General features: G+C 69.4%; 10 protein-coding genes, 1 rRNA gene and 1 pseudogene (1 of these 12 cut by a window edge). 8 read left to right on the forward strand and 4 right to left on the reverse strand.

Translation table 11 applies throughout. The annotated features are described in order from the left end of the window. Positions 1-455: 455 nt before the first annotated feature. From A8W25_RS24330 to A8W25_RS24345, 4 genes and pseudogenes are all read left to right on the forward strand, one after another. Positions 456-1,981, forward strand: a 16S ribosomal RNA gene (locus A8W25_RS24330). A 242-nt stretch (positions 1,982-2,223) separates the two neighbouring features. Next, positions 2,224-3,189, forward strand: a pseudogene (locus tag A8W25_RS24335) (alpha/beta hydrolase family protein); the annotation flags it as partial. A 190-nt stretch (positions 3,190-3,379) separates the two neighbouring features. Further along, on the forward strand, positions 3,380-5,320 hold the full coding sequence (locus A8W25_RS24340; protein ID WP_067164973.1) for a RiPP maturation radical SAM C-methyltransferase: 1,941 nt from the start codon (positions 3,380-3,382) through the stop codon (positions 5,318-5,320). Positions 5,321-5,432: 112 nt separating this feature from the next. Further along, positions 5,433-6,110 carry a DUF5825 family protein gene (locus A8W25_RS24345; RefSeq protein WP_067164976.1) on the forward strand — a complete coding sequence of 226 codons (678 nt, stop codon included), beginning with the start codon at positions 5,433-5,435 and terminating at the stop codon, positions 6,108-6,110. 49 nt (positions 6,111-6,159) lie between these two features. Here the strand turns inward: A8W25_RS24345 and A8W25_RS24350 are convergent, their stop codons facing one another. From A8W25_RS24350 to zapE, 4 genes are all read right to left on the reverse strand, one after another. Continuing rightward, on the reverse strand, positions 6,160-7,053 hold the full coding sequence (locus A8W25_RS24350) for a PPK2 family polyphosphate kinase (RefSeq protein ID WP_067164978.1): 894 nt from the start codon (positions 7,051-7,053) through the stop codon (positions 6,160-6,162). 87 nt (positions 7,054-7,140) lie between these two features. Next, positions 7,141-8,517 carry an alkaline phosphatase PhoX gene (locus A8W25_RS24355; protein WP_079126347.1) on the reverse strand — a complete coding sequence of 459 codons (1,377 nt, stop codon included), beginning with the start codon at positions 8,515-8,517 and terminating at the stop codon, positions 7,141-7,143. A 120-nt stretch (positions 8,518-8,637) separates the two neighbouring features. Continuing rightward, positions 8,638-9,063, reverse strand: coding sequence for an OsmC family protein (locus tag A8W25_RS24360; RefSeq protein WP_067164983.1), 426 nt, complete (start codon positions 9,061-9,063; stop codon positions 8,638-8,640). 52 nt (positions 9,064-9,115) lie between these two features. After that, complete coding sequence (zapE, locus tag A8W25_RS24365; RefSeq protein ID WP_199831820.1) at positions 9,116-10,186, reverse strand: cell division protein ZapE; 1,071 nt, start codon at positions 10,184-10,186, stop codon at positions 9,116-9,118. A 36-nt stretch (positions 10,187-10,222) separates the two neighbouring features. Between zapE and A8W25_RS24370 the strand changes: the two genes are divergently transcribed. From A8W25_RS24370 to msrB, 4 genes are all read left to right on the forward strand, one after another. Further along, on the forward strand, positions 10,223-10,987 hold the full coding sequence (locus A8W25_RS24370) for a pyrimidine reductase family protein (protein ID WP_067164986.1): 765 nt from the start codon (positions 10,223-10,225) through the stop codon (positions 10,985-10,987). 181 nt (positions 10,988-11,168) lie between these two features. Next, positions 11,169-11,633 carry an indole-3-glycerol phosphate synthase gene (locus tag A8W25_RS24375; protein WP_067164989.1) on the forward strand — a complete coding sequence of 155 codons (465 nt, stop codon included), beginning with the start codon at positions 11,169-11,171 and terminating at the stop codon, positions 11,631-11,633. Between the two features lie 98 nt (positions 11,634-11,731). Beyond that, positions 11,732-13,126, forward strand: coding sequence for a UDP-N-acetylmuramate--L-alanine ligase (gene murC / locus A8W25_RS24380; RefSeq protein ID WP_067164992.1), 1,395 nt, complete (start codon positions 11,732-11,734; stop codon positions 13,124-13,126). A 13-nt stretch (positions 13,127-13,139) separates the two neighbouring features. Further along, positions 13,140-13,389 carry the 5' portion of a peptide-methionine (R)-S-oxide reductase MsrB gene (gene msrB, locus A8W25_RS24385; RefSeq protein ID WP_067164994.1) on the forward strand. Its footprint extends 158 nt past the window's final position, so only the first 250 of its 408 coding nucleotides appear in the window; it begins with the start codon at positions 13,140-13,142; its stop codon lies beyond the right edge, outside the window.

Consider the following 13,389-nt stretch of genomic DNA (forward strand, 5'->3'; position numbering starts at 1 on the left):
TTTACAACTCCTCCAGACGGGAACCCGGCACCTTCGCGTGCCTCCCGCGTCAGCGACGCGGGGACAGGGAAGCCGAACGGGAGGGAAATTCCGACTCAGAAGTTCTGATAAAGTCGGAGTCGCCGGAAAGGGAAACGCGAAAGCGAAAACCTGGAAAGCGCCGAGGAAATCGGGTCGAGAAAAGATCTGATAGAGTCGGAAACGAAGGAAGCGCCCGGAGGGCCCGGAAACGGGAACAAAGGAAGCGTCCGTACCTTGAGAACTCAACAGCGTGCCAAAAGTCAACGCCAGATTGACAACCCCGGCCTGCCAGTGATGGCGGGTTGGAGGTTCCTTTGAAAAGTCCATCCGCTTGCGGGTGGCAACAACACAGCGAGGACGCTGAGGACGACTGGTCTTATTCCGACTGGTTCGTTCCGCTCTTTCGTGTGTGTGCACCGGATTACCGGTAAACATTCATGGAGAGTTTGATCCTGGCTCAGGACGAACGCTGGCGGCGTGCTTAACACATGCAAGTCGAACGATGAACCACTTCGGTGGGGATTAGTGGCGAACGGGTGAGTAACACGTGGGCAATCTGCCCTTCACTCTGGGACAAGCCCTGGAAACGGGGTCTAATACCGGATAATACTCCTGCCTGCATGGGCGGGGGTTGAAAGCTCCGGCGGTGAAGGATGAGCCCGCGGCCTATCAGCTTGTTGGTGGGGTAATGGCCTACCAAGGCGACGACGGGTAGCCGGCCTGAGAGGGCGACCGGCCACACTGGGACTGAGACACGGCCCAGACTCCTACGGGAGGCAGCAGTGGGGAATATTGCACAATGGGCGAAAGCCTGATGCAGCGACGCCGCGTGAGGGATGACGGCCTTCGGGTTGTAAACCTCTTTCAGCAGGGAAGAAGCGAAAGTGACGGTACCTGCAGAAGAAGCGCCGGCTAACTACGTGCCAGCAGCCGCGGTAATACGTAGGGCGCAAGCGTTGTCCGGAATTATTGGGCGTAAAGAGCTCGTAGGCGGCTTGTCACGTCGGATGTGAAAGCCCGGGGCTTAACCCCGGGTCTGCATTCGATACGGGCTAGCTAGAGTGTGGTAGGGGAGATCGGAATTCCTGGTGTAGCGGTGAAATGCGCAGATATCAGGAGGAACACCGGTGGCGAAGGCGGATCTCTGGGCCATTACTGACGCTGAGGAGCGAAAGCGTGGGGAGCGAACAGGATTAGATACCCTGGTAGTCCACGCCGTAAACGTTGGGAACTAGGTGTTGGCGACATTCCACGTCGTCGGTGCCGCAGCTAACGCATTAAGTTCCCCGCCTGGGGAGTACGGCCGCAAGGCTAAAACTCAAAGGAATTGACGGGGGCCCGCACAAGCAGCGGAGCATGTGGCTTAATTCGACGCAACGCGAAGAACCTTACCAAGGCTTGACATATACCGGAAACGGCCAGAGATGGTCGCCCCCTTGTGGTCGGTATACAGGTGGTGCATGGCTGTCGTCAGCTCGTGTCGTGAGATGTTGGGTTAAGTCCCGCAACGAGCGCAACCCTTGTTCTGTGTTGCCAGCATGCCCTTCGGGGTGATGGGGACTCACAGGAGACTGCCGGGGTCAACTCGGAGGAAGGTGGGGACGACGTCAAGTCATCATGCCCCTTATGTCTTGGGCTGCACACGTGCTACAATGGCCGGTACAATGAGCTGCGATGCCGTGAGGCGGAGCGAATCTCAAAAAGCCGGTCTCAGTTCGGATTGGGGTCTGCAACTCGACCCCATGAAGTCGGAGTTGCTAGTAATCGCAGATCAGCATTGCTGCGGTGAATACGTTCCCGGGCCTTGTACACACCGCCCGTCACGTCACGAAAGTCGGTAACACCCGAAGCCGGTGGCCCAACCCCTTGTGGGAGGGAGCTGTCGAAGGTGGGACTGGCGATTGGGACGAAGTCGTAACAAGGTAGCCGTACCGGAAGGTGCGGCTGGATCACCTCCTTTCTAAGGAGCACAGTACCGATTGCAGGCAAATGTTCTGCACGGTCAGCTCATGGGTGGAACGTTGACTATTCGGCAAGGTTTGATTGCTTCCTGTTAGTACTGCTTCGGCGTGGAACACAGTGAAGGATCGAGACTTGCCGGGCACGCTGTTGGGTGTCTGAAGGCACGGGCTTTGCCCGCTTGTACTTCAGTCGCCGGCCCCAGTGCACTCACCAGTATTGGTGGGGTGATGGGCCGCCGGGACCCCGCTGCCGCCCACCCACGGCATCCCCGCCCCGGTGCCCGGCGAGCACCGCGACCTGTGGACGCCCGGCCCCGACGGCCCGGTCCACAGTCTGCTCAGCCTGCCCGAGGGCCGCGGGGGAGCCGTCCCCGCGGTGTTCCTGGTGCACGGCGGGCCCGCCGACCACGACCGGGACGCCTACGACGGCGTGGTCCACTCGCTGGTCGCCTCCGGCTTCGCCGTCGTCCGCGTCAACTACCGCGGCTCCACCGGCTACGGGCCGCGCTGGCGCCGGGCGTTCGGCCAGGGCGTGGGGCTCACCCAGGTCGCCGACCTGGTCGCGGTGCGCGCCGACCTCGTCGCGCGCGGTGTCGTCCGCGCCGACGCGACCGGGCTGTGGGGCACCTCGTGGGGCGGCTACCTCGTCCTGCTCGCCCTCGGACTGCACCCGCGCCTGTGGCAGGCGGGCGTCGCCGTCAAGCCCGTGGCCGACTGCGCCGCCGCCCACCGCACCGGCACCCCGGCCCTGCGCGCCCTGGACGAGCGGCTGTTCGGCGGCACCCCCGACGAGGTGCCCGAGCGCTACGAGCGCAGCTCGCCCCTGCGGTACGCGGCCTCGGTGCGGGCCCCGCTCCTGGTCGCCGCCGCGACCCGGGACGCCAAGTGCCCGCCCGGCCAGGTGCGCGACTACCTCGCCGCCCTGCGCCACGCGCGCGTACCCCACGAGTCGATGTGGCTGGAGACCGGCCACGACGGCTACCAGGCCGAGGACCACGTGGCCGTACTGCGCCGCGCCGTGGTCTTCCTCGACCGCGAGCTGCGCGGCCCGGACCGCGCGGCCGCCCCCAGGACACCCCGCTCGGACCGGAGCGGGGAATCCGGACGGGTCCGCACCAAGACCCCGGCCGGAACAGGCACCACCCGACACGATGAGAGGAGTTCCCATGCAGAAGGACATCATCCAGAACGACCCGCTCGCGGGTGACGAGGAGAACCGCAAGCCGAGCGTCGGCGTGACCATCAAGGTTCCGTTCCGTAACGCCGAGGACGGCGAAGAGGACTGATCCTCGCCCGTCGGCCCGGCGGTCTCGACCGCCGGGCCGGCCGGTGCCGGCCCCAGGACCTGGGCCGGGCCCCTTTTTTCCTTACGTCTGTGCACCCCGCGAGGAGTCGACATGCGTGTTCTGCTGGTCAATATGCCCTGGTCACCGATCGACCTGCCGTCGCTGGCCCTGGGAATCCTCAAGCGCAGCGTCGACGAGCGCGTGCCCGGCGGCAAGGCCGAAGTGCTGCACGCCAATCTCGAATTCACCGACTGGATCACCGAGCGCACCGAATTCACCGCCGACGACTACGAGTACTACGCGCTCTCCTCCTATTTCATGGGCTGCGGCGACTGGGTGTTCTCCTCCGCCCTTTACGACGACCCGACCTGGCGCGACCAGGAGTTCGCGGATGCGATGAAGGGCAAGCTGCGCAAGTCCCGGCTGCGTATGTCACAGGAACTGCACCGCGTCGTACCGGAGTTCGTGGAGATGATCGCCGAGCGGATCGTCGCGTACGCACCCGACGTCGTCGGCTTCACCTCCACCTTCCAGCAGAACACCGCGGCCCTCGCCGCCGCCAAGCACGTCAAGCGGCTCGCCCCGCACATCGTGACCGTCATGGGCGGCGCCAACTGCGACGGAGAGCAGGGCGAGGCGGTCCACCGCAACTTCCCGTTCGTGGACCACGTCATCCGGGGCGAGGGCGAGTCGGCCTTCCCGCAGCTGCTCACCGCCATCGGCGAGGGCTCCGACGCGGCCGCGCTCGCCGCCGTGCCGGGCCTGTGCCACCGCGGCGCCGACGGCACGGCCGTGGTCAACCCGATGGCCACCAGCCCGCTGCCGCCGGTGGCGATCCTGCCGCCCGACTACAGCGGCTACTTCGAGCGGCTGGGCACCTCGGTGGCCCGCAACTGGGTCGAGCCGAAACTGGTCGTCGAGGGCGCCCGGGGCTGCTGGTGGGGCGAGAAGCACCACTGCACCTTCTGCGGGCTCAACGGCTCCTTCATGCAGTACCGCTCCAAGACCCCCGAGACCTTCTACTCGGAGATCATGGAGCTCGCCCGGCAGCACCGGGTCCTCGACATGTACCTGGTCGACAACATCCTCGACATGGGCTACCTCTCCACGGTGCTGCCCCGCATCATCGAGAGCGGCTACGACCTGCGCATGCACATCGAGATCAAGGCCAATATGCGCCGCAGCCAGCTCCGTACGCTCGCCGACGCCGGACTGATCTACGTCCAGCCGGGCATCGAGAGCCTCAACAACCGGGTCCTCGACCTGATGGACAAGGGCGTCAGCGGCTGCCAGAACGTCCGGATGCTCCGCGACGGCGCCGAGACCGGGCTCTCGGTGGCCTGGAACTATCTGCACGGCTTCCCGGGCGAGACCGCCGAGGACTACGACCCGGTGATCGCCCAGATACCGGCGCTCGAACACCTCAACCCGCCCGTCGACCTGTCCGCGCGCATCGCCATCGAACGCTTCAGCCCCTACTTCAACCGCCCCGAGCTCGGCTTCGACGGTCTGCGCCCCGAGGAGCACTACCGCTTCACCTACGACCTGCCCGAGTCCGAGCTCTACGACCTCGCGTACGTCTTCGAGGCCCCGCAGCGCGGTATCCAGGAGCCCACGGTGACCGCCCTCAACGACGCGCTCGACGCCTGGAAGAAGAACCACGCGGACGCCCGGCTCACCCACGCCGACCTCGGCGACCGCATCGTCCTGGTCAGCCGGCGGCGGATGTTCGCCTGGCGGGCGATGGAGCTGACCGACCCGTTCGAGCTGGTCGCCTTCCGCCTCCTGGACCAGCCGCACACGGCCGCGGCGCTCACCCGCAAGGCCGCCGCCCGGGCCAAGGGCGCCCCCGCCCGCGACGAGGGCGAGGTGCAGCGCCTGCTCGACTCCTGGCTCGCGCTCGGTCTGGTCTTCACCGACGGCGGCCAGTACGTCCACATCGCGCCCTCGGCCGTCAACGAGGACCTGCTGCGCCTGGACTTCATGCGCCACGCCCACGCCGCCCTCGACGCGGCCGAGCAGCCGGCGAGCCCCGAGCCCGCCCACGTATGACCGCGCCCCCTCGTGCGACCGCGACGGGCGCCGACCGCGAAGACCTTCGTGAAGACCGTAAGAGCCGGAACCGCAAGAGCCGGAAGACCGCAAGAGCCGGAGGACCAGCCCGATGAGCACCGCCCTCACCACGCGCACCGCGGCCCTCACCGTCGCCGCCTGGCGCGACTACGACCCCGACGCCTGCGCCCTGCCCGGGATGCACCTGGGCGACCTCGAACTGACCGGCCCCGCGGGGGAGGAGGCCGACCGGCTGTGGGAGGCGGGCGTGCGCCGCGTCCGCCTCACGGAGCCGGTCGACCTCGCGGACCTGAGCGCCCCGGGCGCCGCCCACCACGCCGTGCGCGCCCTGAGTCTCGCGCGGGACCTGACGGCCCGCGCCGTCCTGGTCGAGTGGAAGCTGCGGCTCGACCCGTCGGCCGACCCCGACACCTGGAAGCTCCTGAGCCATATCCAGCCACCGCAGCGCCTCGACGGGCCCGCCGAGGCGGCCGATGCGCTGCGCCAGTGGCGCGAGGGCCACTACCTGTGCAAGTGCCTGTGGCGGCAGGGGCCCGGCTTCGTCCAGATCCGCGACCGCCGCTGGGGCGACCTGCGCCGCTTCACGGCGGACGAGCCCGAGTACCACGAGGTCATCAAGGCCCTGGTGCACGGCGCCCCGGCGGACTCCGTGCCGCCCGCCGTCCTCGCCGACTTCCTCTCCGAGAAGCTGGTCCTGGAGGTGGGCGACCTGGTGTGGTGGCTGCCGTACCGGGTGAACCGCTGGATCCAGGAGGCCATGGCGATCTGACGAACAGTCAGATTCCTCGGGTGATCGGTCGGGCTCATCGGGCGGTCGGTCAGGCTCCTCGGGCCAGCAGCCGCGCCCGGCACTCCGCCACGTCGAAGTCACCCTTCGGGTACCGCGGATCGAGCTCCCGCAGGTGCTCCAGGAGAAGCCGGCTGACCGCCCAGTTCCGGTACCACTTGCGGTCGGAGGGCACCAGGTACCAGGGGGCGGCGTCCGTCGAGCACCGCTCCAGGGCCGTCTCGTACGCCCCCTGGTACGCGGGCCACAGCGCCCGCTCGTCGATGTCGCCCGGGTTGAACTTCCAGTGCTTGTCCGGGTTGTCGAGCCGTTCGAGCAGCCGGCGGCGCTGCCGCTCGGGGCTGATGTGCAGGAAGACCTTGACCACGCTCACGCCGTCGTCCACGAGCGACTGCTCGAACCGGCTGATCTGGCCGTAGCGGCGGCCCAGCTGCCGACGGGGGACCAGCTCGCGGACCCGGGCGATCAGCACGTCCTCGTAGTGCGAGCGGTCGAAGATGCCGATCTCGCCCGGCTGCGGCAGCGCCCGCATGATCCGCCACAGGAAGGGGTGGTTCAGCTCCTCGCGGGTGGGCGTCTTGAACGCCTTGATCCGGCAGCCGGACGGGTTGAACAGACCGATGACGTGCTTGACCGTGCCGCCCTTGCCGCTGGTGTCCATGCCCTGGAGCACCAGCAGCACCCGGCGCCGGTCGCCCGCCGTGCTCGCCGCGTACAGCCGCTCCTGGAGCCCGGCGAGCTCCTCGCCCATCCGGGCGGTCGCCGCGAGCCCCTCCGCCTTGTCCCGCGGCCCGGCCGGGGTGGCGTCGGCCGCGAAGGCGGAGAGGTCGACGCGCTTGCCCCCGGGGACGCGCAGCAGCCGGCGCAGATCCGGCTGCCCGGGCTTCTTCCGGCCCTTGCCGCTCGTGCTGCCCTTCTTGGCCACTGCGCACCCCTTACGGTCGGTTCCCTCGATCGTGCGACGGAACGCGACGCGGCGCGAGCGCTGAGAGCCGGTCTTCGAACCCCCGCACTAACAGGCGAAGGGGCCCGTCACCGCGAAGGTCGTCCCCGGTGTGTAGCAGTTGACGAACATCGTGTGCCCGTCCGGGGCGAAGGTGATCCCCGCGAACTCGCCCCATTCGGGGCTTCCGGGCTTGCCGATGTCCTGCCTCCCGCGCGCCATCGCGTACACCTCGCCGCGCCGGGTCAGCCCGAAGACGTGCTGGGCGCCGTTGCCGTCCTCGCACACCATCAGCCCCCCGTCCGGGGCCAGGCAGATGTTGTCCGGGGACTCGCCGGGCAGCTGGATATCGGTGGCCGGGCCGAAGACGACCACCAGGGTCAGCCGGCGGCGCCTCGGGTCGTACCGCCACACCTGGCCGAAGTGGTCGGCGCCCGAACCCTCCGCCACGCGCGCGTAGCTGGAGACGAAGTAGACGCAGCCACCACTCCAGTAGCAGCCCTCCAGCTTCTGCGCGTGGGTGATGCCGCGCGGGCCGAAGTCCTGGAGCCGGACCGGTGTCCGCCGGGCCGAGGGGTCGGGCACCGGCACCCACTCGATGCCGTCGAAACAGGCGCCGGGCTCCTGGACCACGGAGAGGTCGGGTACGTCCGGGACGCGCATCGCCTCCAGGGCGCCGCCCGCGCGCAGCGAGCCCGTGCCACCCAGCGGCCGGTTCGGCAGGAAGCGGTAGAACAGCCCGAAGGGCCTGTCGAAGGCGTCCTCGGTCTCGTAGACGACACCGCGCGACGGGTCGATGGCGATCGCCTCGTGCTGGAACCGGCCCATCGCGGTGAGCGGTACGGCCCCGGTGCGGCGAGGGTCGGCGCCGTCGACCTCGAAGACGAACCCGTGGTCCTTGGTGTACCCGTTGGTACCGGCCCGGTCCTCGGTCTCCTCGCAGCTCAGCCAGGTGTTCCAAGGGGTGCGGCCACCCGCGCAGTTGACGGCGGTGCCGCTCAGGGCGACCCGCTCGGACCGCACCCGGTTCTCCCGGTCGAGCTCCAGGGCGGTACACCCGCCCTTGCCCATCGGGTCGTACACCAGCCCCTCGACATGGGGGACCGGGATCGCGGCGGTGACCCGGTTCTCGTGGTTGCGGACCAGCCGGACGCCGCCGTGGCGCCCCGTGAACGCGGCCATGCCGTCGTGGTTGCTCGGCACCCGGCCCTCGCCGGAGCACAGCGGGTCGCCCTCGCGGGAGAGCACCCGGTAGCGGAATCCTTCCGGCAGATCGAGCAGCCCGGCCGGGTCGGGCACCAGCGGCCCGTAGCCGCGCCGACTGGGGGCGGCCACGGCCGATCCCGCGGCGAAAAGTTCGGAGACCGCGCCCGTGAAGGCGATCGCGGCGGCCGAGGCACCGGTGCGGGCGAGGATCTGACGTCGTGTTGCTCGCGCTTCGGACATGAGGCAACTCCCCTGTTGGCGGACAGGAAGACACACGACCCGCATGATCCATCACGTGTTCAGCTGATACGTGAATCATGCGGGCCGTGTCGCCTCAAGTGGCCGAAAACGGCCGGTGACTCAGACCAGTTCGGCGGAAAGCGTGATGGTCGTGCCCGTCAGGGCCTGGCTGACCGGGCAGTTCTTCTTGGCGTCCTCGGCGGCGGCCGCGAAGCCCTCCGCGTCCAGGCCCGGCACCTCGCCGCGCGTGGTGAGGTGGATGCCGGTGATGCCCTCGCCCGGCTGGAACGTCACGTCCGCCTTGGTCTCCAGACGGGTGGGCGGGTTGCCCGCGCCGGTCAGGGCGTGCGAGAGGGCCATGGAGAAGCAGCTGGAGTGGGCCGCCGCGATCAGCTCCTCCGGGCTGGTCTTGCCGTTGGCCTGCTCGGCGCGGGACGCCCAGCTGACCGGCTGCGAACCGATACCGGACGAGTCGAAGGTGACGGTCCCCGAGCCCTTGATGAGCTCGCCTTCCCAGACCGTGTGCGCCGTACGCGTGGTGGCCATGATGTATCCCTTCTGGTGGCTAAGGGGGTTTACGGCCCCCTGTGCGCCAAACCTACTGCTCCACAAGCCCCTTCGCGTCACGAGCGAGGGCGGTGAGCCGGGAGATGGCCCGGAAGTACTTCTTCCGGTAACCGCCGTTCAGCATCTCGTCACTGAACAGCCGGTCGAAGGGGACCCCGGACGCCAGCACCGGCACCTCGCGGTCGTAGAGCCGGTCGGCCAGCACCACCAGCCGCAGCGCGGTCGACTGGTCGGGAACCGGCTGCACATCGGTGAGGCACACCGCCTTCACGCCGTCGGTCATCGCCCCGTACCGGCTGGGGTGGACCCGCGAGAGGTGGTCGAGCAGCCCGGGGAAGTCGTCGAGCGCGGCGCCCTCGGTCGCGTACGCGGCCTTGGCGACCTGCTCGTCCGAGTACGGCGCCGGAGCCTCGGGCAGCCCCCGGTGGCGGTAGTCCTCGCCGTCGATCCGCAGCGGCCGGAAGTGCGCGGACAGGCCCTGGATCTCGCGCAGGAAGTCGACGGCCGCGAACCGGCCCTCGCCCAGCTTGCCGGGCAGCGTGTTGGAGGTCGCGGCCAGCGCCACGCCCTGCTCCACCAGCTTGCCGAGCAGCGACGACACCAGCACCGTGTCACCCGGATCGTCCAGCTCGAACTCGTCGATGCACAGCAGCCGGTGCCCGCTCAGGGTGCGCACGGTCTGCTGGAAGCCCAGCGCGCCCACCAGGTTCGTCAGCTCGACGAAGGTGCCGAAGGCCTTGAGCGCGGGCTCGGCCGGGGTGGCGTGCCACAGCGAGGCCAGCAGATGGGTCTTGCCCACGCCGTATCCGCCGTCCAGGTACACCCCGCGCGGCGCGGCGGGCACGGCCGGCTTCCTGGCGAACCACTTGCGGCGCCCGCTCCCGCTGGCGTGCGCCCCGCCCAGACCGGCCGCGAAGGAGCCGAGCACCTTGACGGCCTCGCTCTGGCTGGGCTGGTTCGGGTCCGGTACGTACGTCTCGAAGCGGACCGAGTCGAACCGCGGGGGCGGCACCATCTCGGCGACCAGACGGTCGGCGGGGACATGCGGCTCGCGCGCGCAGAGCGACAGCGGGGCCGCTTCGGTTATGGGACTGGTCGACACAGTTCACCACTGTAAGCGCCGTGTAAGACTGCACGGATGCGACGCCTGTTCCCTGTGACCGACCAGACATCCGCCTCGGACGAGGGGGAGTGGTCGTTCGACGCGCTGGCCGAGGCCTATGCGTACCCCGAGACGGGCGGCCCCTGGCTGCGGGCCAACATGGTCTCCTCGCTGGACGGCGCGGGCCAGCACGAGGGCCGCTCCCAGCCGCTGTCCTCCGACGCCGACATGCGGATCTTCGGCACCCTGCGGGCGCTGGCCGATGTGATCGTGGTGGGCGCGGAAACGGTACGCCAGGAGGGTTACCGCCCGGCCCGGGCGCGGGAGGCCTTCGCGGCCCGGCGCACGGCCGCGGGCCAGGGACCGGCCCCCGCGATCGCGGTGGTGACGGCCGGCCTCGACCTGGACTTCGGCCTGCCCCTGTTCACCTCGCCGCTGGTGCCGACGCTGATCCTGACCGGCGCCGCCGCGCCCCCGGACCGGGTCCGCGAGGCCGAGGCGGCCGGTGCGGAGGTCGTGATCGCTGGCGACGGGCCGGGTGTGGAGCCCGCCAAGGCCGTCGAGGCCCTGGTGGAGCGCGGGCTGCACCGGATGCTCACGGAGGGTGGGCCCCGGCTGCTCGGCCAGTTCGTGGCCGCCGGAGTGCTCGACGAGCTCTGTCTGACGGTGTCGCCGATCCTCACCGCGGGCAGTGCTCAGCGGATCGCGGGAGGCCCTTCGGTGAGCGCCCCGGAGCACTTCCGGCTGGAGTCGCTGCTGGAGGAGGCCGGGTTCCTCTACACGCGTTACCGTCGGATCTGACAATCAGCGGAATTTGCCGTTCCGGTTAGCCCCCGGTGGGCACACTTAACTCACGCAGACCCCGTGCGGGCACGGGGAAGGATGGTTTCCGCAGGGGCGGGTAACCACGTCGGGGCCCCGCAGCCCCGCGGGCACCGGCGGAGTGAAGAGAAGGGCGTTTGTCGTGTTCACAAGCGTATTGATGATCGAAAAGCCCCTGACCTCCGTGGACGTGGAATTCGTCACCACCCTGCATGGCGACGAGCGGGTCTCCTTCGTCGTCCTCATGCAGCCCCGCGGCGACCAGGACCGGCTGCTGCGCGCCATCGACGACGTGGCCCTCGGCGAGCTCGACGAAGCAGTCCACGAGGCCGGTGAGCCCGCGGGCCCGGCCGCCAAGGCCCCCGCCGAACGCGCCCTGGAGCACTCGCTGGCGTCCCTGCGCACGACCGGCAGCGCGGCCGTCGGCCAGATCGTCGAGGACCACCCCCTCGACCTGCTGAGGTCCGTCGTCGACGAGGTGAACGCCGACGAGGTCATCGTGCTGACCGCGCCGCACTACGTGGAGGAGTTCTTCCACCGCGACTGGGCCTCCCGGGCCCGCCACAAGGTCGGCGTCCCCGTCCTCAAGCTCTTCGCACACAGCGAGGAGGCACACAGCGAATAGGGTGAAGGCTCACTGGACCGGTCCAGCGGTCCAGTGCCGTCAGCCCGTACCGGCTGACCACACCCCGCACGCTGCGCACCCCCGGGAGACACACGCAAATGGCATCCGCGATCCCCACCGCCATGGAACGGCCGCACTTCATCGGCATCGGCGGTGCCGGAATGTCGGGGATCGCGAAGATCCTGGCCCAGCGCGGCGCGAAGGTCGCGGGCAGCGACGCCAAGGAGTCCGGCACGGCCGAGGCGCTGCGGGAGCTCGGCGCCACCGTCCACATCGGGCACGCCGCCGAGCACCTCGCCTCCGACGCCAGCAGCGTCGTCGTCTCCAGCGCCATCCGCGCCGACAACCCGGAGCTCGTCCGCGCGGCCGAGCTCTCCATCCCCGTCGTCCACCGCTCCGACGCGCTCGCCGCGCTCATGGGCGGCCTGCGCGCCATCGCCGTCGCCGGCACCCACGGCAAGACGACCACCACTTCCATGCTGGCCGTCGCCCTCACCGAGCTGGGCATCGACCCCTCGTACGCGATCGGCGGCGACCTCGCCGGACCCGGCACCAACGCCCTCCACGGCCAGGGCGACATCTTCGTCGCCGAGGCGGACGAGAGCGACCGCAGCTTCCAGAAGTACGACCCCGAGGTCGCCATCGTCCTCAACGTCGAACTCGACCACCACGCCAACTACGCCTCGATGGACGAGATCTACGACTCCTTCGAGACCTTCGTCGGCAAGGTCGTCCCCGGCGGCACCCTCGTCATCTCCGCCGACCAGTCCGGCGCCGTCGAGCTCACCAGCCGGGTCCGCGACCTCTCGTCGCTCAAGGTCGTGACGTACGGAGAGGACGCGCACGCCGACGTACGCGTCCACAGGATCACCCCGCGCGGTCTGACCAGCGAGGTCACCGTCCTGCTCGGCGGCAAGTACCTGACCTTCACGGTCTCCGTCCCCGGCCGCCACTACGCGCTCAACGCGGTGGCCGCGCTCGCCGCCGGAGTGGCCCTCGGCATCCCGGCGCACAACCTGGCCTCGGCCCTCGGCAAGTACACCGGCGTCAAGCGCCGCCTCCAGCTCAAGGGCGAGGCCGCGGGCGTCCAGGTCATCGACTCGTACGCGCACCACCCCACCGAGATGACCGCCGACCTGGAGGCGATGCGCTCGGCCGCCACGGACTCCCGGCTGCTCGTCGTCTTCCAGCCGCACCTCTTCTCCCGCACCCAGGAGCTGGGCACCGAGATGGGCCGCGCACTCGCGCTGGCCGACGCCTCGGTGGTCCTCGACATCTACCCCGCGCGCGAGGACCCGATCCCGGGCATCACCAGCGCGCTGATCATCGACGCCGCCGGGACGGCCGGCGCCGACGTCACCGCGGTCCACGACAAGACGACGGTGCCGGACGTGATCGCGGGAATGGCCAGGCCCGGTGACCTCGTTCTCACCATGGGCGCGGGCGACGTGACGGACCTGGGCCCGCAGATCCTGGCCCGTCTGTCGAACTGAGGGAGTTCCTGCCATGTCGTACGAGGTCGAGAAGCCGGACGAGCAGTGGCGCGCGGAGCTGAGCCCTGCGGAGTACGCCGTGCTGCGCCAGGCCGGCACGGAGCCGGCGTTCGTGGGTGAGTACACGGACACCAGGACGAAGGGCGTCTACTCCTGCCGGGCCTGCGGCGCGGAGCTCTTCACGTCCGAGACGAAGTTCGCGTCGCACTGCGGCTGGCCGTCCTTCTTCGACCCGAAGGACACGGACGCGGTGGAACTCATCG

It is taken from the genome of Streptomyces sp. ERV7, from assembly GCF_001653515.1.
Classification (GTDB): Bacteria; Actinomycetota; Actinomycetes; order Streptomycetales; family Streptomycetaceae; genus Streptomyces.